Below are 20,386 nucleotides of genomic sequence, written 5' to 3'. Positions count from 1 at the left end.
ATGTCACGGTCAAATCCAATTCTGGCGTCCTCAGTGCAAAGCACTGAGGCTTACCAGCAGGCTATCGCACAAAGCAGTGCGGCAGTCGTTAAGTGGCTGGAACAGCCTGAGATGTATCAGGGTAAAACGGTTGCAGAACTGCGCGAACGCATCAAGCTGGACTTTAATCCAGAGGGCCTGGGCAACCAGGTCGCCATCGAACGCGCGATTGAGTATTTCCTGAAAGACAGCCTGTCGGTGCATCATCCGCAGTGTGTTGCGCATTTGCATTGCCCTAGTCTGGTGATTAGCCAGGCGGCTGAAGTGCTGATTAACGCCACGAACCAGAGTATGGATTCGTGGGATCAGGCACCCTCTGCCACCCTCATTGAAATGAAGCTGATCGAATGGCTGCGTTCCCAGGTTGGCTATCAGGCGGGCGATGCCGGCGTGTTCACCAGCGGCGGAACCCAAAGCAATCTGATGGGTTTGATGCTGGCGCGTGACGCGTTCTTTGCCCGTCAGGGTCATTCTGTACAGCAGGACGGTCTGACTGGCGATCTCAGAAAGATCAAAGTCTTTTGTTCAGAGAATGCCCACTTCTCAGTGCAAAAGAACATGGCGCTGCTCGGCTTAGGCTACCAGTCCGTGACGTTGGTGAAATGCGATGCGTTTGCACGCATGGACATGACCGATCTGTCGGAGAAACTGGCACAGGCCAGGGCCAACAACGAACAGGTGCTGGCCATTGTCGCGACGGCAGGCACCACCGATGCCGGTGCCATCGATCCGCTGCGTGATATCGTCAAACTGGCCGCAGAACAACAAATCTGGGTGCACGTTGACGCGGCCTGGGGCGGCGCGCTGCTGCTGTCAGAGAAATATCGTCATTACCTGGATGGCCTGGACCTGGTGGATTCCGTGACGCTGGACTTCCACAAACAGTTTTTCCAGACCATCAGCTGCGGGGCTTTCCTGTTAAAAGAAGCCCGTCACTACGAGTTGATGCGCTATCAGGCTGCGTACCTGAACTCTGAGTTTGATGAAGCGCAGGGCGTGCCAAATCTGGTCTCAAAATCGTTGCAGACCACCCGCCGTTTCGATGCGTTGAAACTGTGGATGGGGCTGGAAGCCCTCGGCCAGAAACAGTATGCCGAGATCATCGATCATGGCGTAACCCTGGCACAGCAGGTCGCTCAGTTTATTGAGCAGCAAGATGCGCTGGAGTTGGTAATGAAACCACAGCTGGCGAGCGTGCTGTTCCGTTATCGTCCACAGCCGCTAACGGGCTGGAGCGATGCAGACGTTGCCCTGTTCAATCAGCGTATTGGTGATGCGTTGCTGGAATCGGGTCGCGCCAACGTTGGCGTAACCGAGCACAACGGTGTGACCTGTTTGAAAATGACATTGTTGAATCCAACGGTCACGCTGGAGGATATTACTGTCCTGCTGGCGCTGCTGGAGAAGACCGCCGAATCATTGCGCTAAGTGCGATAACCGTCCGGTGACACTGTCACCGGACGGTTGTTTTCTGCCAGATCTGCCTACTGCAATCATCGCCTTACCAACTGTCGCCGATATTAAAGCGGCATTTCCCCTGGTACCTGTTCCATTTTACTGGCTGACAACCGTGGCGTCGTCAGCTGTGTGCTCTGGAGACAACACGTTCATCCTTCATTGCAGCCCTTGTTGACGTCCTGCAGGGTAAACCGTCTTCCCCTCGGTCTTTTTTAAAGCGAAGAGCCGGCAAGATGCCGATGTTGCGTATTCCTTTCCAGGCCCTGCCACCGGGAAAAACGCGCCAGATCAATGCTGCCCATCGCTGACGTTAATCATCTCTGAAACGCACCTGAAACAGTTCTGTTAACGCAGGAAGCATGTTATAGCACTGCGAAAAACGCCATCCGCCAACGGCTTCACGCAGCGATCTCAGTGGCCGAAAACAGCGAGTACTTCCGACCAACAGAGGATACTGTCCGTCTGTTAATGAACGGAGGATGAAATGAAATACCGAATCTCAGGCCTGAAAGCCGATCCCTTTATCCATCTTTATGGACAGGATGAAGGCTATTTAAAACAACATGGGGTGATAAGAAAAAAGGTCGATAGTCATCCTGGCTATCCCGACAGAATTTCCCTACGCGATATCCCGGCAGGCGAAACCGCGCTGCTGATTAATCATCTCTATCAGCCGGCACAAACGCCCTATTTTGGTTCTCATGCGATCTATCTTTGGGAAAACTGGACCCAGCAGGGAATTTACACAGATGAAATACCTGCGGTCATGACGCACCGGCTGCTTTCGTTACGGGGTTTTGATGGGCATGATTATCTGACGCAAGCAGACGTCTGTGAAGGAAGCGCCGCAGACGAGATGATAATGCGTTTTTTTGCCAACCCGGCGGTCTGTTATATCCAGGTGCACAATGCAAAACAGGGATGTTATTCCTGTCTGGTTGAACGCATTACGTAACCTCTTTACCGCATCCGTGCAGCAGATCTTCAGGGCAAGCAGGGTTTATGTTCAGTAAACACTTGCGCCATGCAACGCCATCCCGCAGGATCAAGGTTTGACAGCATTAAGCGGAAAGACGATGAACGTTCACGCCTCTAAAGATCCCCTGCATGGCATTACGCTTGAAATGCAGGTCAACAGCCTGGTCGAACAGTATGGCTGGCCTGAACTGAGCAAGCGTATCAATATTAACTGTTTTAAAAGCGATCCCAGCGTAAAGTCCAGCCTGAAGTTTTTGCGCCGAACGCCCTGGGCGCGTGCCGAAGTGGAAGCGCTCTATCTGGCTTCATTGAGTGAATCTGAGCCGGATTCTGCGCCCCCAGCCGCTGATGATCCCTGGGCTAACTGGCGCGGCGATAAAACCTGATAATTTTTACCGCATTGTTTAGACGTAAAAAAAGCCCGCGTCATCAATGACGCGGGCTTCGTTTTTTCTCAATTACAGCATTACAGCGCCATATCGTGCTTAGCCGAGGCTGGAGCAGGTGCTTTTTCGCTTTTGGCGGCAGGTGCTTCAGTTGGCTGATTTCCCATCTGAATAACCGGTGGCTTGGTCAGCTGCAGCGTTGCTGCTGTTTCATCCCAAACCTGCTGCGTGAGCGCAGGATTGTCGTTAAGTTTCTGACCATAGGCAGGAACGATTTTACGGATTTTTTCCTGCCATTCTGCTGACTTGAATTGTTCAGGGAACAGTTTCTGCATCACATTGATCGCGATGGGCGCGGCGGTCGACGCGCCAGGCGATGCGCCCAACAAGGCGGCAACGGTTTTCTGCTGATCGGTCACGATTTCCGTACCCAGTTTCAGCACGCCGCCTTTCTCCGCATCTTTCTTGATGATCTGTACGCGCTGACCGGCCTGAATCAGTTTCCAGTCTTCTTTCTTCGCGTCAGGATAGTACTCTTTCAGCGCGGCGAAACGGTCATCATCGCTCAGCATAACCTGACCGATCAGGTATTTCACCAGGTCGAAGTTATCCATGCCCACGTGCGTCATCGGCATAACGTTGCTGGTGGTCGTAGTGCTCAGTAAATCAAACAGCGAACCATTTTTCAGGAACTTGGTTGAGAACGTTGCAAAAGGTCCAAACAACACTACACGTTTACCATCAAGATAGCGGGTATCCAGATGCGGAACCGACATCGGTGGTGCGCCTACCGACGCCTGACCATAGACTTTCGCTAAATGGCGATCGGCAATGGCAGTGTTCTCTGTGACCAGGAAAGAGCCCCCGACCGGGAAACCTGCATAGTTGTCGGCTTCCGGAATACCGGTTTTTTGCAGCAGTTTAAGCGCACCACCACCTGCACCAATAAACACATATTTCGCGTCGACAGTACGTTCGCCGCCGTTTTTGGCGTCTTTGATGGTAACGTGCCAGGAATTATCACCGTTACGTTTGAAATCGGTCACTTCTGAAGAGGTTTCCAGACGGAAATTATCGTTCTTCTTCAGGCTGCCAATTAACTGACGGGTAATTTCACCGTAGTTAACATCGGTTCCCACTGGCGTCCAGGTTGCTGCCACTTTTTGTTGTGGATCGCGCCCTTCCATGACCAGCGGTGCCCACTGTTCAATCTGCTTGTGATCGGTTGAGAATTTCATTCCCTGGAACAGCACGGTTTTCTGCAGCGCAGCATAGCGTTTGGTCAGGTAATCAACATTATCACCCCAGACGAAGCTCATATGCGGCGTTGAGTTAATGAACGAGCGCGGGTTATTTAACACGCCATCTTTAACCTGAGAACTCCAGAACTGGCGAGAAATCATGAATGCTTCATTGATTTCCAGTGCTTTGGTCACGTCGATAGAACCGTCTGCACGCTCGGGCGTGTAGTTCAGCTCCATATTGGCAGAGTGGCCGGTGCCGGCATTATTCCAGCCATTAGAGGATTCCAGCGCAACACCATCAAGCTTCTCAACCATGATCTGTTTCCAGCCAGGCTGCAGCTCTTCCAGCAGGGTGCCCAGAGAGGCGCTCATGATACCGCCGCCGATCAGCAGGACATCTGTTTTTTCTGGTGAATTTTCAGCGTGGGTAACTGAAGAAACGAGTAACGCTGCAAGCGACAATGCAGGTACAAATTTAGTTGATTTAATCATTCGGGATCTACGATTTTTGTGGAGAACTGGTTAAAAAAAGTCCCGAAATTTTAAAATATTGTTATTGCGTAGTTAATATGAAAATAGTTAAAAAATTAAAAGGCAGGATGGTGCAGTTAATTTAGTTACAAAAGGTTAACTTTGTTATCGATATATTTTAACCACACAATAAACGGGCGTTTCGCAATATTCAATGCCTTAACACAAATATTCTGTGTGAGGCTAAAAAACAATGATAAGAGCAGATCCGGCCTTACTCTGCGTCACTATTAGCCTGGTGGGCAAGCGTAGCGGAGCCTGAAGGGCTTTTACAACTGTTCGCGAATAAACGCCGAATGGCTATTTACATTGTCTGGCAATAGCCTGCCGCTACGGGCACCGCTTAGTGACGGATCAGCGCGAGGTCGTCTTCGTTCAGCCCGGTCATTTTCATTACCGTCTCACGATCAAGGCCGCTTTGCAGCATTGTGCGGGCAATTTTCAGTGTCGCTTCGCGTTCCCCTTCACAGCGGCCTTCTTCGCGACCCAGCTGGATGCCTTTTTCCATGCCTTTTTCAATCCCTTTTTGTTCAAGCTGTTGTGCAATGGTCATCAGTGCATCTCCGTGTTGCGGCACGCGATGTGCCAGTTCTCTTACCAACGCTTCAGCATCGGCGGTTTCGCCCGCCTGCACAATGTAGTGTATCAGCGATATGACCTGTGATGAAGAAAGATAGCCCGCCAGCAATACTGGGACCAGCTTATCCACCAACTCGGCTAAATCACGCTGGTGAATATGCTTCTGCAGCAGGGTTAGTGCCGCCATACTGCGGTGCTCAGCAATCTCCTCGTCAGGAATAATGGTGACATCCACCAGCGGGAAAGCCTCGCCGTATAGCCTGCTGGCCAGCGCAGGATCGGTAAACTCATCCAGCCAGCGCGTGGAATAAGGATACGGGCTACGTTTACCGGTATAGAACAAGACCGGAATCACCAGCGGTAATGTTTTATGGCCGGCTTCAAGGTGGCGCTGCATCGCGGCCACAGCGTAACGCAGCAATCTGAATGCCATGTGCTTATCAGGTGAGGACTGATGTTCGATCAACACATGAACGTAGCCATCGTCGCCATGGGTGGTTTTCAGACTGTACAACACGTCACTGAAATATTGGCGTAGGTCATCTTCAACGAATGATCCTGATTCGAGTTTTAACGTGCTAAGGTCGCAAACCGCCCGTAATTCCGCAGGCAGGTGCAATTCCATAAAATCCCGCGCAATCTCTGGCTGTGTAAGAAACTGTCGGAAGGTCGCATCGTGAGGCGTGGGCGTCGTGTTTTTTTTCTTCATCTTTCCTGACTCTGAAATCGCATCCTGGTGTAAAGGGAACGCGCGAAAAACCGAATTTGTCGATTCATACAGACATTTTGCACAGCACACGCTGATTTACCTGCCATGCTGTCAGTAGGAGCCACAAGCGTTGCTCGTTATCATGCCAGACATACGCGGTCGAAAGCACGCTAACCGGCTTAATTTGCCGGATGTCAGGCTCAAACTGTACTGGTGCCACGACTTCGCGTATGTTGCACCGCGACCCTTAACACTTCTGATGCTCACTATGAATGTATCCCGGCCACACCGTTCGTCAAAAAAGCGCCCGATGAAGCTCAGCACCTTATCGTCACTGATGATGGCAGCCGTGCTGATGACCGTATTACTCAGCGTCCATCTGCTTTACTACATTCAAATCGATAATTTCACACGCTCGCATGTGAAAGATAAAGCGTTGGCGGTGGCACGGACCCTGGCTGACAGCCCTGAGATTCAGCAGGCGCTGACCCGGCCTGACGGCAGCGCTATCATCCAGCCCATTGCGCAGGCAACGCGTAAACGTAACGATTTGCTGTTCGTCGTGGTAACCGATATGCGCGGCATTCGTTTTTCTCACCCGAACCCTGAAGTGGTTAATCAGCACTTCGTCGGGGACGATATCAATCCGGCGCTGCGTGGCAGGGAAAATGTCGCGGTCAATCATGGCGTACTGGTTGAAGCACTCAGAGTCTTCACGCCTGTTTTTAATCAGGCGCATCAGCAAATTGGTGTGGTGGCGATAGGGATTTCTGTTAACGATGTCGCGGCGCAGATCGCCAAAAGCCGCTGGAATATCCTCTGGACGGTACTGTTTGGTGGCCTGGTTGGCATGCTCGGCATTTTAATCTTAGTGAAACGCCTGAAGCGCATCTTACTGGGATTAGAACCTTATGAGATCTCCAGCTTGTTTGAACAGCGTCAGGCTATTCTCGATTCCATCAAAGAGGGCGTGATTGCCGTTGATGATCAATCCCGCGTCAGCCTTATCAACCAGGCCGCTCAGCAGCTGTTAAAAGAAACCACCCGCGAAGCCTTTCTGAGCGGCGACCGCGTGCCGGAAAACGCACAAATGCTGACCCACCTGCGCGAAGCATTACATGATGGCAAGGCCTCGTATGACGAAGAACTGAACGTACGGGGCAAAATACTGATCAGTAACACCGTGCCGGTGCGGAGCCGCGACAGCATTATCGGCGCGGTAAGTACCTTCAGGGATAAAACAGAAATCAGTCAGCTGATGCAGCGTCTTGATGGCATGGTAAACTATGTCGATGCACTGCGGGAACGCTCCCATGAGTTCATGAACAAACTCCATGTGATCCTTGGGCTGCTGCATATGAAAAACTATGCGCAGATGGAAGAGTACATTCTTAAAACGGCCAATAACTATCAGACAGAGATTGGCTCGCTGCTGCAGAAGATTAAGTCGCCTGTCATTGCGGGCTTCCTGCTGAGCAAAATTAACCGCGTGACCGATGAAGGCCATCAGTTGATCCTGAGCGAAGCCAGCTATCTGCCCGACAACGGCAGTGAGCAGCAAGTCGCCGCATTAATCACGGTGCTGGGGAATCTGATTGAAAACGCGCTTGAAGCGCTTGATCCGGAAGTGGAAGGGGAAATCCATGTCATGCTGCATTATCAAAACGGCTGGCTGTCATGTGAGGTCAGCGACGACGGCCCTGGGATTCCTGCCGATCAGATAGCCGCTATTTTCGAACGCGGCGTCTCTACCAAAGGTGAAGATCGTGGCGTTGGACTGTTTTTACTCAAGCAACAAACGGAAAGCCTGGGCGGTAACGTCAGCGTTGAATCCGAGCCGGGCGTGTACACCCAGTTCCTGGTTCAGCTTCCGTGGGAAAGAGGAAATATTAACGAATGATCAATGTGTTAGTTGTAGACGATGATGCCATGGTGGCCGAGCTGAACCGATGCTATATCGGGCAGATTGACGGTTTTACCTGCTGTGGCACTGCGTCCACCTTACTGCAAGCCAAAGAGCGACTGTTAAAGACAGATCCGGCCGTTGATCTTATTTTGCTGGATATTTATATGCAGCAGGAAAACGGACTGGACCTGTTACCCGAGCTGCGTAGTGCAGGTCGCCCGATTGACGTCATTATCATCTCTTCTGCTGCCGATGCGGCGACGATCAAAACGTCTCTGAATTATGGTGTCGTCGATTATCTGATTAAACCGTTTCAGTTTTCGCGCTTCGAAGAAGCCCTGACCGGCTGGCGCCAGAAAAAACGATTGATGGATAATCATCAGTTTTATCAGCAAGCCGATGTCGATCAGCTGTTGCACGGTAATCAGGCCAATGCCAACGAGACAAAACGTCTGCCAAAAGGGCTGACGCCGCAGACACTGCGCACCCTCTGTTTATGGATTGATGCGCATCCCGGTACAGAGTTCTCGACCGATGAGCTGGCAACCGAGGTGAATATATCGCGCGTATCCTGTCGTAAGTATTTGATTTGGCTGGCTCAGAGCAATATTTTATTTACCAGCATCCATTATGGTGTAACGGGTCGACCGGTTTATCGCTATCGTCTGCAACCTGAGTACCACGCGCTTTTACGCCAGTACTGTCAGTGATGAAGCTGATAGCTATTATCCAGTAAGGTGAAGCTGAAGTGGTGTTGTGACGAACAAATGACCTGCTTGTCGCGCGTCACGAAGATGGCTTCAATGTCAGGAAAGGTTTTCAGATAGTCGATGCCCTTTTCAACGCCCATGCCATAAATCAGCGTGGTGAAAATATCACCATCGATTGACTGGTCCGAAATAATGGTCACGCTAAGCAGTTCATTATCCAGCGGATAGCCGGTATGCCGGTCAAGAATATGGTGGTAACAGACGCCGTCCCGTTCGAAGTACCGCTCATAGATGCCGGACGTCACTACTGATTTGTTGACCACATGAATGACGCCAATCAGCGCATCCTGCGCTGCAAATGGAGTTTTCAGACCGATAGCCCATCCTTGCTGCGGCGCATCGCGTGGTGCGCCCAACGTCTGCACGTTGCCGCCAAGGTTAATCAGGGCACTGTCCACGCCATGCTGCTGCAAAAATGCCTGCACACGATCGGCGATGTAGCCTTTGGCGATCGCGCCTAAATCAATCTCCATCCCCGCCTTTTTCAGAAAGACTGCACGACTGTCAGCATCAAGCTCAACGTTCTCCGGATCGGTTAAGGGCAACGTCGCCAGCAAGGTCTTCCGGGCAGGAACGCTGTCGCCCTGAAAGCCAATCTTCCAACATTTTACCAGCGGACCGATCGCCAGATTAAAACTGCTACCTGGCAACAGGCTGACCGTTAACGCGCGCTGAATCAAATCAAAGACGGGTTGACTGACGCTCACAGGATGCAGACCTGCAGCATGGTTAACAGCCATCACTTCGGAGTGCGCCCGGTTAACCGTCAGCAGATTCTCATACTGTTTGATTAACCTGAAAGCCTGAGCGGCAAGCTTTTCGTCATGATCAAACAGCTTAAGCAGAATGGGCGATCCCATCAGGACGGCAGAATAAGCATAAACTTGCGAATCGGTTTGCATAAGCGACACGGCCCTGAATGAAATAAAACCGGCATCTGCGTGCTGGCAGATGCCGGATGTCACGGCTTAACGTTTGGCAAAAGCCGCTGCGTTTGCGCCGGCCAGAATACCGAAGATGATGATATCCGCAACGGCGTTACCGCCGATACGGTTTGCACCGTGAATACCGCCGACGACTTCACCGCACGCCCAGGCACCGTTGATGGCCTGTTTTTCACTGTCAAGCACCGCCGTGGTGGTATCGATGGTGACACCGCCCATCGTATGGTGAACGCCAGGGGCGATACGAATGGCATGGAAAGGCCCTTCATTCAACGGATGGCGCAGCGCCGTCTGTCGGTCAAAATCGACGTCTTTCTGTTGCACAACAAACCCGTTGTAGCGTTGCAATGTGTCTTTCAGCGTCTGATGATCCATATTCAGTTTCACTGCCAGTTCACCGACGGTGGGAGCACTGATGACAAAACCTTTGGCAATATACTCATCAGCCGCTTTGTTATTCATACGGACCTGCTCGTCAAACACAATCCAGGCGCTTTTCTCTGGCAGCGCAATAATCTGTGCCGAGACTTTATCGCGGGTTTCCATTTCATTACAGAAACGCTGTCCCGCCTGGCTGACCAGAATGGCCCCACCGCCACGAATGGACTCGGAAACCAGATAGGACGTTGTCTGTTCAACCGTTGGGTGAATCTGAATTTCACCCATGTCCACGGTATCTGCGCCGATTTTTTGCAACATTGCGATGCCCGCGCCGGTGGCACCTTTATGGTTAGTGGTAACAAAGCCATCCAGCTCAGGACGGTATTTGACCACCATTTCCCGGTTAGCGCTGAAACCGCCCGTTGCTACGATGACACTTTTCGCATTGAGGATGCGGCTGTCGTTGTATTCGTCCACCACTTTCACACCGCTGACCGCCCCATTTTCAAACAGGATTTCCTCTACGGCAGTTTCCAGCAACACATCGATGTTGCGGTTATTGATATTTTTCACCAGCCCACTGATCAGGAAGCCCCCTACCGCTGAGCGGTCGGCAGGACGGTGTGTACGGTCAATACTCATGCCACCGGTGATGGTAATGTCATTCAGTTCAATACCGTGATCAGCCAGCCAGTCAATTGCCTCGGGCGCCAAATCCACAAATTCGCGCAACAGGGTTGGGTTATTTTTAAATTTGCCCCCCTTGAGGGTTTCTTCATAAAACAGTTCTTTACTGTCTTCAATCCCTTTTAGTTTCTGAAAGCGCGTTTCAGCCGCATTCATTCCGACAGACGCTTTAATGGTGTTGCCGCCGATAGTGGGCATTTTTTCAATGACAACCACTTTGGCGCCTTCATCATGAGCCTGAATAGCCGCAGCCAGCCCGGCACCACCACTTCCCACGACCACGACATCATACTGCTGCGGCGCGTTCGGATTGCCGCCCTCCTCAATCACATGGGCTTTGTTGGATGTGGTCATCGCACGTGAAACCGCTTTTTTCAGCGCCTCACTCTGCGTTGTGGCACCGGTGATAGCATCCACGTGCGGGCTGTTAGCCACCAAAATACGATTACGCAGGCTTTCAAACGTGGTGGTGAAGTCGACGTCGAGCGTATCGTCCGGCACCAGAGAAATATCCGTAATACGGTCAGTATCCAGCGTGACGTTGATTTTCAGCTTCAGCGCCTCGGCCTCCACTTTCTCCTGATAAACCCCGGCTTTGTATTTACGTCCGGTTTCGCTCATGTCACGAATCATCGCGTCAACCAGCGAGAAGCGCCACAGCGGCTCAGGGATCAGTAACGCTTCACGTTTGTTACTGTCGATATAGAGTTCGAGGTGCTCATTATTGATGATGCGGTCTGTCCAGTCTGGATAAGCGATACAGGCTTTCCCGATCGCAACCAGGTCGTAGCCTTTTTCCAGCGCTTTCTCTGCATCTTCTTTGTTTATCACGCCGCCAACACCAATCACCGGCACTTTTGCCAGGGTTGCGGAGCGCATGGCGACGAACTTTTCAATAAGCGGCGTCGGATCGCGGGTATCTACGATTGACGGGCGCATGAGCTGTCCAACGGAAAAGTGAACATAATCCAGCCCGCGTGCCGCCAGCTTTTCCAGTAAGTACAGGGTATCCTCAAAGCGGATACCCGGAACTTCAATTTCTTCAGGGGAAAAGCGATAGCCGATAATAAATCCGTTATGCGCAAATCGCGCGGCCATTTTATGGGTGATTTCCAGGACTTCTAAGGGAAACCGGGCACGGTTATCGCGGCTGCCGCCCCACTTATCCTCGCGTTGGTTTGAATTGGGGGAGTAAAACTGCTGAATCAGATAGGTATTTGCACCATGGATTTCCACACCATCAAAACCGGCTTTGATGGCGCGGTTAACGGCATCACCAAACTTGGTGATCATGGTTTCGACTTCCTCAGCCGTTAATGCACGTGGTGTCGTTGCGCCTTCCCGCGGTGCGGCAATCGCGCTTGGAGCAACAGGCGTTTTACCGCCTATTAGCTCAGGCTCAACCATGCGACCACCATGATAGATCTGTAAAATCGCTGTCGATCCTTCTTGCTTGATGGCGTCAGCGATTCTCTTTAAACCCGGTATTTTGTTATCACTGTCGATGGCAATGGCACCTGGAAACGCGGGGCCGTGCGGATCGATAAAGCAGCATTCAACAATGACCGTTCCGATACTGCCAGCACGGGCACGATAATATTCAACCAGTTCACTGGTGACGGTTCCGTCATAAAATCCCGTACAGGTTGTCATCGGTGCCATTATCAGGCGATTTTTTAAAACCGCGCCCCGCGGCAAAGTAATGGGATTGAGAATGGGGGTGAGTGTATTCATTGCGATTAACTCCAAAATTTCAAAAGCTGGGAATTTTTTGCGGACGCTATTTTATTAATAATTAAGTGGTCCGATGTCATGACACTAATATACCAATTATTTTAGTTTCATAAGCTATAATTTTAATTATTTAACTTTTAAATATTTCTGACTGGCTATTTGCGAAAAACGAAATCGTAATGTATATTTATTGTTAACCAATAGTTAACTAAAATCAATTGAAAGCATAAAATTAAAAAATAACCAATAAAAACAACAGATTAAAAAGGTATTTTTGTTGACCATCATTCAAAAAACCGCCAAAAAACTTTATTAATTAATATATTTAATCTATTTATACGTTATAAAAAATATGATTGTTAAAAAATTAAAAATATAATTTAACTTACTTGATCTGGATCAATATTTTATTTGGAATAAATCGCATCATATCGACATGACCTCTTAAAGTTTCTGCATCGCACTCGTGGAAACGCTTAAAAAATATAAAGCATCACGGTTTATTCGCATAAACAAGAATAAAAAGGCAAGTATTGATGAATAGCCGGGACGCAGATCGAATTATCCTTAACACGTAGAAAAATACTATGAAAACACTCTCAAACGTCAAAGAGCCCCCAAAAGCAGCCCCTGCAGCTGCGGGCAAAAATAAAGCGCTGATGTTAATTCTACCGATTGTGGTAGCCGTGCTTTTATTACTTGTTCCCGTGCCATCAGGTCTTGAGCCTTATGCATGGCACTTCTTTGCTATCTTCGTTGGCGTTATCGTCGGGCTGATTTTTGAACCGTTACCCGGCGCAGTAATTGGCCTGACCGGGGTGGTCGTCATTGCCCTGTTCAGTCAGTTTCTGCTTTTTAGCCCGGCAGAGCTGGCCAATCCCAAATTTAAGCTGGCCACCGAGTCATTCAAATGGGCGGTGAGTGGCTTTGGTAACTCAACGGTGTGGCTGATTTTCGGCGCATTTATGTTTGCCGCCGGCTATGACAAAACCCAGTTTGGTCGGCGTCTGGCACTGATTCTGGTGAAATACCTGGGCCGCCGGAGTTTAACCCTGGGCTATGCCATTACCTTCGCTGACTTACTGTTGGCCCCTTTCACCCCGTCTAATACGGCGCGCAGTGGCGGCACCATTTATCCCATCATAGCTAACCTGCCACCGCTGTATGGTTCAAAACCCAATGATCCCAGTGCGCGTAAAATTGGATCTTATCTGATGTGGGTTGCCATCACTGCCGCCTGTATCACCAGCTCTATGTTTCTGTCTGCTCTGGCTCCCAACCTGCTCGCCCTTGCGTTAGTCAAAAGCGTTATTGGTTTTGATATTTCATGGGGAATGTGGTTCCTTGCCTTTCTGCCACTGGGTCTGCTGCTGATTCTGACGATGCCGCTGCTGGCGTACTGGTTCTACCCGCCTGAAGTGAAAGTGAATGATGAAGTGCCTCGCTGGGCCATCGCTGAGCTGGAAAAACTGGGTAAGCTGACCCGCAATGAAATTCTGTTACTGGTGTTTGTGGTCTGTGCGCTGCTGATGTGGATTTTTGCCACCGCCTGGATCGAACCAGCGATGGCAGCCCTGCTGGTCATTATCCTGATGCTGTGGACCGGCGTTCTCAACTGGAATGACATCACCAGCAATAAAGCCGCCTGGAACACCTTTGCCTGGTTTGCCACGCTGGTTGCCCTGGCTGATGGTTTAGCCCGTGTAGGCTTTATCGCCTGGCTGGGCAAAGAAGGGGGAATGTTGCTGCAAGGGTACGACCCACAAATATCCGCTGTGGTACTGCTGATTGCCTTCTTCCTCTTGCACTATCTGTTTGCCAGTACCACCGCGCACACTACCGCGTTGCTGCCTGCCATGTTGACCATTGCGGCCTCAATTCCAGGTATCAATATGCCGGTGTTCTGCCTGATGCTGTGTACTTCGCTGGGTGTCATGGGCATCATCACACCTTACGGTACTGGCCCAAGCCCCATTTATTACGGCAGCGGCTACTTACCGACAAAAGATTACTGGCGGTTGGGTACCATCTTTGGCGCTATCTTCCTGATTGCTATGATGCTAATCGCCTATCCCTGGATGGTGTGGATGTTCTGATGGTGCCAAATGCAATTCGACGCGTCATAAGATAACATGCCAACACTTGCCAGCCTGTGTTAAAGGCTGGCAAGCATAATAAACAACTCATTCGCCTTTGATGTTGCTCCTGTCAGCCTGCCTTAATGGAGCCAGCACGTCATTAAGTGAGATACTATGTCGAACAAACCTTTTTTTTATCAGAACCCCTTTCCTCTTACCCACGAGGACACCGAATACTATCTGCTCAGCCCTGATTATGTTTCCGTTGCTGAGTTTGACGGCCAGTCCATCTTAAAAGTCGACCCACAGGCGTTGACTCTGTTGGCACAACAGGCGTTTCATGATGCCTCTTTTATGTTGCGCCCCGCCCACCAGCAGCAGGTTGCGTCAATTCTGGCCGATCCTGAAGCCAGCGATAACGATAAGTACGTTGCGCTGCAGTTTTTACGCAATTCAGAGATTGCGGCTAAAGGTGTATTGCCCACCTGTCAGGACACGGGCACGGCCATCATTATGGGGAAAAAAGGCCAGCGAGTCTGGACTGGCGGGGGTGATGAGGCGGCGCTGTCACAAGGTATCTACAATACCTATATCGAAGATAACCTGCGTTACTCGCAAAACGCCGCGCTGGATATGTACAAAGAAGTGAATACCGGCACCAACCTTCCGGCGCAGATTGACCTGTACAGCGTGGACGGTGATGAATACAAATTCCTTTGTATTGCCAAAGGCGGCGGTTCCGCGAACAAAACGTATTTGTATCAGGAAACCAAAGCGCTGCTCAGCCCGGGCAAGTTGAAAAATTACCTGGTTGATAAAATGCGCACGCTGGGTACGGCGGCTTGTCCTCCTTACCATATCGCCTTTGTGATAGGTGGAACCTCTGCCGAAAGTACGCTGAAAACCGTAAAGCTGGCCTCGACCCATTACTACGATGGCTTGCCAACAGAAGGTAACGAGCATGGTCAGGCGTTCCGTGATGTTCAGCTTGAGCAGGAGTTACTGGAAGCGGCGCAGCAGCTTGGGCTGGGAGCACAGTTTGGCGGCAAATATTTTGCGCATGACATCCGCGTAGTCCGCTTGCCTCGCCACGGCGCATCCTGCCCCATTGGCATGGGTGTTTCATGTTCCGCCGACCGCAATATCAAAGCAAAAATCAACCGCGACGGTATCTGGATTGAAAAACTGGAAGCCAATCCGGGACGCTTTATCCCTGAAGCATTGCGCAAACAGGGTGAAGGCGAAGTGGTTCATATCGACCTGAACCGTCCAATGAATGAAATCCTTGCTCAGCTTTCGGAATATCCGGTTTCAACGCGTTTGTCTCTGACCGGCACCATTATTGTTGCCCGCGACATTGCACATGCCAAATTAAAAGAACGTATTGATAACGGTGAAGGGCTGCCGCAGTACATTAAAGATCACCCGGTCTATTATGCTGGCCCGGCAAAAACACCGGAAGGCTATGCGTCGGGTTCACTGGGCCCAACCACCGCAGGCCGTATGGATTCCTATGTCGACCTTCTGCAGGCCAATGGCGGCAGCAAAGTCATGCTGGCAAAAGGCAACCGTAGCCAGCAGGTCACCGATGCCTGTCATAAACATGGCGGTTTCTATCTTGGCAGTATTGGTGGACCCGCTGCCGTTCTGGCGCAACAGAGCATCAAGAGTCTGGAGTGCGTGGAGTATGCAGAGCTGGGAATGGAAGCCATCTGGAAAATTGAGGTAGAGAATTTCCCGGCCTTCATTCTGGTTGATGACAAAGGAAATGACTTCTTCCAGCATATTGAACGTGAACACTGCTCGCGCTGTGTGAAATAAACTTACGCAGTCAGCAATACGAAACGGCCCCTGTTACGGGGCCGTTTTTTTTAATCGCGCTGCAGGCGATGCATTGCGTCGCTTATCCTTTCATCACCTTCGGTCAGCTCGATAATTTTGTGTGAAATTTGCGGTGTTTCGACCAGCGCCACCAGCGTGGCGGCTACGTCCTCGCGCGGGACCGACCCGTAAGGGATAGCTAAATCTGCACGTACCCTGCCCGTGCCCGCAACATCGGTTAACGTACCGGGCCGAAGAATAACCCAGTCAAGCGCGCTTTCAACTAAACGCACATCGGCAAGTCGCTTCACGCGCATATAGTTCTCGAATCCCTCGGAGGTTTTTTCACCACGACCGGCATCCGGGAAGGCCGAAACCAGCATAAAGCGCTTCACATGGGCTTTTTCTGCTGCGTCGACGGCGAGAGCCAGGCCCTCACCATCAATGGCATTAGTCAGTTCAATGCCCGCGCCACCCGCGCCCGCGCTAAAAATCACCACTTCATGATGTGCCATTTTTTGCGCCAGTTGGTCCACAGTCAGTTGCTGAATGTCGCCAGCCACAGGAACAGCACCCGCTAACTTAAGTGCTTCGGCCTGCTCGGGTTTGCGATGCAGTGCAGAAACCGCATGTTGCTTAGCACTGAGCTGCTTCGTCAGATGAGAGCCGACTTTGCCAGCTGCGCCAATAATAAAACATGTCGTCATCATTCTGCTCCTTATCTCACATCAGTCAGACAATCAGTATAGACATAAGCACAACGATAAATGAGCGCCGGATAAGGCGCTCTGTAAGGCGTTATGACGGAATGATTTTCTCTTGCTTCAGCTTATCGAAAAGCTGAATAAACGCGTCCAGAGTACTCCGGTAGCCGGTGAAGCCCGCTTTGCGACTTTTGCTCATGTCAGTAAAGGCTTCCATTGGGCGGCCCAGATCGGCATCGGTGTGCCACCAGGAAGCCAGTCGGGTAATATCTTTCTCACGCAGGTTCTCGCGCTGGGCAAGTTCCTGCCATACACTGGCGGCCTCCTGCATGCGCCCGTCAAGCGGCATCATCTTCGCCGGATAATCTGCGGCCTCTACACCAAAATACTCAGCCAGTTTTGGCCACATCCAGTTCCAGCGGAAAACGTCACCGTTCACCGCGTTAAAATCCTGATTAGCGGCAGCCGGGCTGGTCCCGGCCCACGCGAGTTGCTCCGCCAGAAGGCCAGCGTCGGTCATGTCAACCACGCCATTCCACTGCTCAGGCGAGCCAGGGAAGATAAATGGCCAGCCTTTCTCTTTACACAACGTCGCATAGACGGCGAGGGTTTGCCCCATGTTCATGGCATTCCCCAGCGCATAACCAATGATGGTGTGCGGACGATGTACGCTCCAGCGATAGCCATACTTGTCTGCGCCAGCAAAGACTTCGTCTTCTTGCGCATAATAGAAATTGTCTACCGGCTGACGGCCTTGTTCTTCACGGAAAGGTGTTACCGGAACGGCTCCTTTCCCGTAAGCTTCAAATGGCCCCAGATAGTGCTTAAGGCCCGTCACCAGCGCCACATGGGCACCCTGCAATCGTTCGCCGAGTGCTTCGATAACGTTGCGAATCATGCCGCCATTAACACGAATATTCTCTTTTTCCGTATCCTGTCGTGCCCACACGCTGAAGAAAACCGCATCGGGTTTGATCGCTTTTAGTGCCGCCCGTACGGCTTCAGGATCGGTGAGATCGGCCGTTAAGCTGCTGCAGCCTTCGGGCACTGCGCCGCGGCCGCGCGACAGTCCGCTGACCTGCCAGCCCTCATTGTGTAGTCTTTCAGCTAACGCCCGACCGATCACGCCACTAATGCCGACAATCAAAGCCTGTTTTTGCATGTTAATTCTCCTCGTTTTACGTAATGCTAAGGGTAATAGAGAATTTCATTCCCATTTCGGGTAATAATTCACACCATTATCAACCTGAGTTCATCAATCATGCACGATCAACGTTTGAAGGACATTGTCCCTTTTGTGGCCAGCGTAGAAAGCGGAAGTTTTACCGCTGCCGCTGCGCGTTTACATGTTACCGGCTCAGCCGTAAGCAAAAGCGTCAGCCGGCTGGAGACGCGTCTGGGATCGCGCCTGCTTGAACGCACAACCCGTAAACTGCAACTGACCGATGCGGGCAGCGCCTATTACCAGACCTGCTTACGTATTATGGAAGAGCTGGCTGAAGCGGAAGCCGTACTGGCAGCGCAACGTATTATTCCTTCTGGACGTCTGCGGCTTGCGGTACCTCATACTTATGGTCGACTGAATGTGATGCCGTTGCTGATTCCGTTTTGTCAGCAACATCCTGAACTTGAGTTGAGAATGCGTTTTTCGGATCGCTTCACCGATCTGTTTGATGAAGGGATTGATGTTGCGGTCAGAATTGGGGGATCAGACGATTTGCCTGCCTCAATGGGTTGTCGTCACATAGGACGTGAACGAATGGTGTTTTGTGCTTCGCCTGACTGGCTGGCGCGCGAAGGGCGGCCGCAAAGCGAACAGGCGCTGATGCAGCATCGGGCGATTCTGTATGAACGTGCCGATAATACGCCAAAGCCGTGGTTGTTTACCGGCAAAGACGGGCATACCTACTGGCGCGACGTGCCCTTTCGCATGGCACTGGCTGATGTGGATGCACAACTTCAGGCAGTTATTGCCGGGTTGGGCGTCGCGCAAATGCCATCGTGGCTGGTGGAGAGCGCCGTCGCCCGCGGTGAACTGGAAATCGTATTACCGGAACTGCAACCTGATGGTCTGCCGCTGAGTGTCATTTGGCCACGACGTAAACAGCTCCTGCCCAAAGTGGATGTGTTATTAACGGCATTAACCCAGTTGACCATTCGTTGATCCTGTCAGCACACGATGTCTCCGTTGCCACATTGCCAGGCGGGTTTATGCCGGCCCTTTCAGAAATGGAAAAAACACGTTATCTCATCATTTTTCAGTCTTTTCTGGCGTTTCCAGTGGTGTTCATTACCGAGTGGCGCTAACTTACGGGATAGCAGACCGCTCAGACGAAAGGACAAACGCGATATGGCATGGGAAGGATTGAGCGGTACAGGTAGCAGAGGCAGTGAACGCTTTTCCGATCCCCACAGGTTATTCCTGGCTGTGAACGGTTGAGTTTATGCTGACGCTGCTCTGTCGCCTGATGATACTGGCTGGAATGGCGCTCACGCTGGCGGGATGCGCTCGCTCAGATGCGTTGTGGGCGGTGACGGACAACCTTTGCATGGTGAACTATCAGTACACCGGCCATCCCTCCCCTTGCCAGCAAGTTTATATTCCAAAAGGAAAACAGCAGGGTTTCACCCTGATTCAAGACCCACGCTATCCCTATCATTTCATTCTGGTTCCCACGATTCCGATGTCCGGTATTGAAAGCCCGTTGCTGTCGGTGCGTAACCGACCAGACTATTTTGGCTACGCCTGGCTGATGCGTTATCAGTTAACGTCGGTTTACGGCAGGCCGGTGCCCGAAGACAGGCTCGGGATGGCGATCAATTCAGCCTGGGGCCGCAGCCAGAATCAATTGCACATCCACCTCACCTGCCTGCGAGAAGATGTTTACAGGCAGTTGAAGGCCGAGCGTCCCTATATTCAGGATGCGTGGCATCCCCTGCCCGATAAGCTGCTCACTCATACCTACTACGCCCGTCGTGTGCTGCAACCCACAGCCATGGGCATTTACCCCATTGCCTCTGTTGCCAGCCACTTTCGCCTGTCGCCTCCTATGCTGGCGGAATATGGTATCGCCTTGGTGCCAACGACCTTCTGGGGTGAAAAAGGCTTTATCCTGCTGGCAACCCGGCGCGGCTGGGATAAGGGCAACAGAGCATCAGTTGAGTCTTTGCTGGACAAGGAATGCCGTATTCTGCGCGGTCTTGTTTTGCCGCCCGCGGTCAGCGTCAGTCCATCATCGGGTCGCACTGACGATTTTCCCCACACCTTAACCGGGCTTTCATCTTAACGACGGCGTAAATCCTCATTAAGCACAATCCTGCCGCAGGCGCTCAGCACTTATCCTGGAAGTCGTTAGATCAAATTGCATAAAAAGTGAATTTTTTCATTTTGTAACTTTAACGTTATGTTACTTCGTGTTTTTGCTGCCATGATTCAC

At 51.3% G+C, this 20,386-nt stretch carries 15 protein-coding genes; 9 read left to right on the top strand and 6 right to left on the bottom strand.

Annotated elements, in window-relative coordinates:
- The 3 genes from NR177_RS10605 to NR177_RS10595 all read left to right on the top strand — a co-directional run bounded on the left by NR177_RS10605 (position 1) and on the right by NR177_RS10595 (position 2,861).
- A complete protein-coding gene (locus NR177_RS10605; protein ID WP_241568066.1) occupies positions 1 to 1,467 on the top strand; it encodes an aspartate aminotransferase family protein in 1,467 nt (488 codons plus the stop codon).
- A gap of 514 nt (positions 1,468 to 1,981) precedes the next feature.
- Complete coding sequence (locus NR177_RS10600) at positions 1,982 to 2,452, top strand: DUF1203 domain-containing protein (RefSeq protein WP_109717748.1); 471 nt, start codon at positions 1,982 to 1,984, stop codon at positions 2,450 to 2,452.
- Between the two features lie 121 nt (positions 2,453 to 2,573).
- Positions 2,574 to 2,861 carry a VF530 family DNA-binding protein gene (locus NR177_RS10595; RefSeq protein ID WP_109717747.1) on the top strand — a complete coding sequence of 96 codons (288 nt, stop codon included), beginning with the start codon at positions 2,574 to 2,576 and terminating at the stop codon, positions 2,859 to 2,861.
- A gap of 80 nt (positions 2,862 to 2,941) precedes the next feature.
- Here the strand turns inward: NR177_RS10595 and mqo are convergent, their stop codons facing one another.
- Both mqo and NR177_RS10585 read right to left on the bottom strand, forming a co-directional pair.
- Positions 2,942 to 4,597 (bottom strand): malate dehydrogenase (quinone), encoded by a 1,656-nt coding sequence (mqo, locus tag NR177_RS10590; protein ID WP_096011544.1) that lies wholly within the window; start codon positions 4,595 to 4,597, stop codon positions 2,942 to 2,944.
- A 382-nt stretch (positions 4,598 to 4,979) separates the two neighbouring features.
- Positions 4,980 to 5,924, bottom strand: coding sequence for an Rpn family recombination-promoting nuclease/putative transposase (locus NR177_RS10585; protein ID WP_218995543.1), 945 nt, complete (start codon positions 5,922 to 5,924; stop codon positions 4,980 to 4,982).
- Positions 5,925 to 6,183: 259 nt separating this feature from the next.
- On the opposite strand from NR177_RS10585, the gene NR177_RS10580 reads away from it, so the two are divergent.
- Both NR177_RS10580 and dcuR read left to right on the top strand, forming a co-directional pair.
- On the top strand, positions 6,184 to 7,824 hold the full coding sequence (locus NR177_RS10580; protein ID WP_109717745.1) for a sensor histidine kinase: 1,641 nt from the start codon (positions 6,184 to 6,186) through the stop codon (positions 7,822 to 7,824).
- A complete protein-coding gene (gene dcuR, locus NR177_RS10575) occupies positions 7,821 to 8,540 on the top strand; it encodes a two-component system response regulator DcuR (RefSeq protein ID WP_063877047.1) in 720 nt (239 codons plus the stop codon). Before NR177_RS10580 ends, dcuR begins: the two co-directional genes overlap by 4 nt.
- On the opposite strand, the gene NR177_RS10570 is transcribed toward dcuR, so the two are convergent.
- Together NR177_RS10570 and NR177_RS10565 are read right to left on the bottom strand one after the other, a co-directional pair.
- On the bottom strand, positions 8,534 to 9,502 hold the full coding sequence (locus tag NR177_RS10570) for an FAD:protein FMN transferase (RefSeq protein WP_256852868.1): 969 nt from the start codon (positions 9,500 to 9,502) through the stop codon (positions 8,534 to 8,536). The genes dcuR and NR177_RS10570 overlap by 7 nt on opposite strands.
- Positions 9,503 to 9,568: 66 nt before the next feature.
- Positions 9,569 to 12,346: a flavocytochrome c gene (locus NR177_RS10565; RefSeq protein ID WP_256852867.1), complete on the bottom strand. Its 2,778-nt coding sequence runs from the start codon at positions 12,344 to 12,346 to the stop codon at positions 9,569 to 9,571.
- A 587-nt stretch (positions 12,347 to 12,933) separates the two neighbouring features.
- On the opposite strand from NR177_RS10565, the gene NR177_RS10560 reads away from it, so the two are divergent.
- Both NR177_RS10560 and fumA read left to right on the top strand, forming a co-directional pair.
- Entirely contained in the window at positions 12,934 to 14,442 is a 1,509-nt protein-coding gene (locus tag NR177_RS10560; RefSeq protein ID WP_063877044.1) for a DASS family sodium-coupled anion symporter, read from the top strand.
- Positions 14,443 to 14,598: 156 nt separating this feature from the next.
- On the top strand, positions 14,599 to 16,245 hold the full coding sequence (fumA, locus tag NR177_RS10555) for a class I fumarate hydratase FumA (RefSeq protein WP_256852866.1): 1,647 nt from the start codon (positions 14,599 to 14,601) through the stop codon (positions 16,243 to 16,245).
- Between the two features lie 50 nt (positions 16,246 to 16,295).
- Here the strand turns inward: fumA and NR177_RS10550 are convergent, their stop codons facing one another.
- Entirely contained in the window at positions 16,296 to 16,952 is a 657-nt protein-coding gene (locus NR177_RS10550; protein WP_172896970.1) for an SDR family oxidoreductase, read from the bottom strand.
- Positions 16,953 to 17,043: 91 nt separating this feature from the next.
- Positions 17,044 to 18,111, bottom strand: coding sequence for an SDR family oxidoreductase (locus NR177_RS10545; RefSeq protein WP_256852865.1), 1,068 nt, complete (start codon positions 18,109 to 18,111; stop codon positions 17,044 to 17,046).
- A 99-nt stretch (positions 18,112 to 18,210) separates the two neighbouring features.
- Between NR177_RS10545 and NR177_RS10540 the strand changes: the two genes are divergently transcribed.
- Positions 18,211 to 19,113: a LysR family transcriptional regulator gene (locus tag NR177_RS10540; protein ID WP_256852864.1), complete on the top strand. Its 903-nt coding sequence runs from the start codon at positions 18,211 to 18,213 to the stop codon at positions 19,111 to 19,113.
- Positions 19,114 to 19,393: 280 nt separating this feature from the next.
- Positions 19,394 to 20,236, top strand: a complete 843-nt coding sequence (locus tag NR177_RS10535; protein ID WP_256852863.1) for a CDP-diacylglycerol diphosphatase — start codon at positions 19,394 to 19,396, stop codon at positions 20,234 to 20,236.
- Positions 20,237 to 20,386: the final 150 nt, after the last annotated feature.

The organism is Pantoea sp. Fr+CA_20, from assembly GCF_024520835.1.
Taxonomy (GTDB): domain Bacteria; phylum Pseudomonadota; class Gammaproteobacteria; order Enterobacterales; family Enterobacteriaceae; genus Pantoea; species Pantoea allii.
Note: the sequence above shows the minus strand (reverse complement) of the source record. Positions and strands in the feature narration are given on the sequence as shown.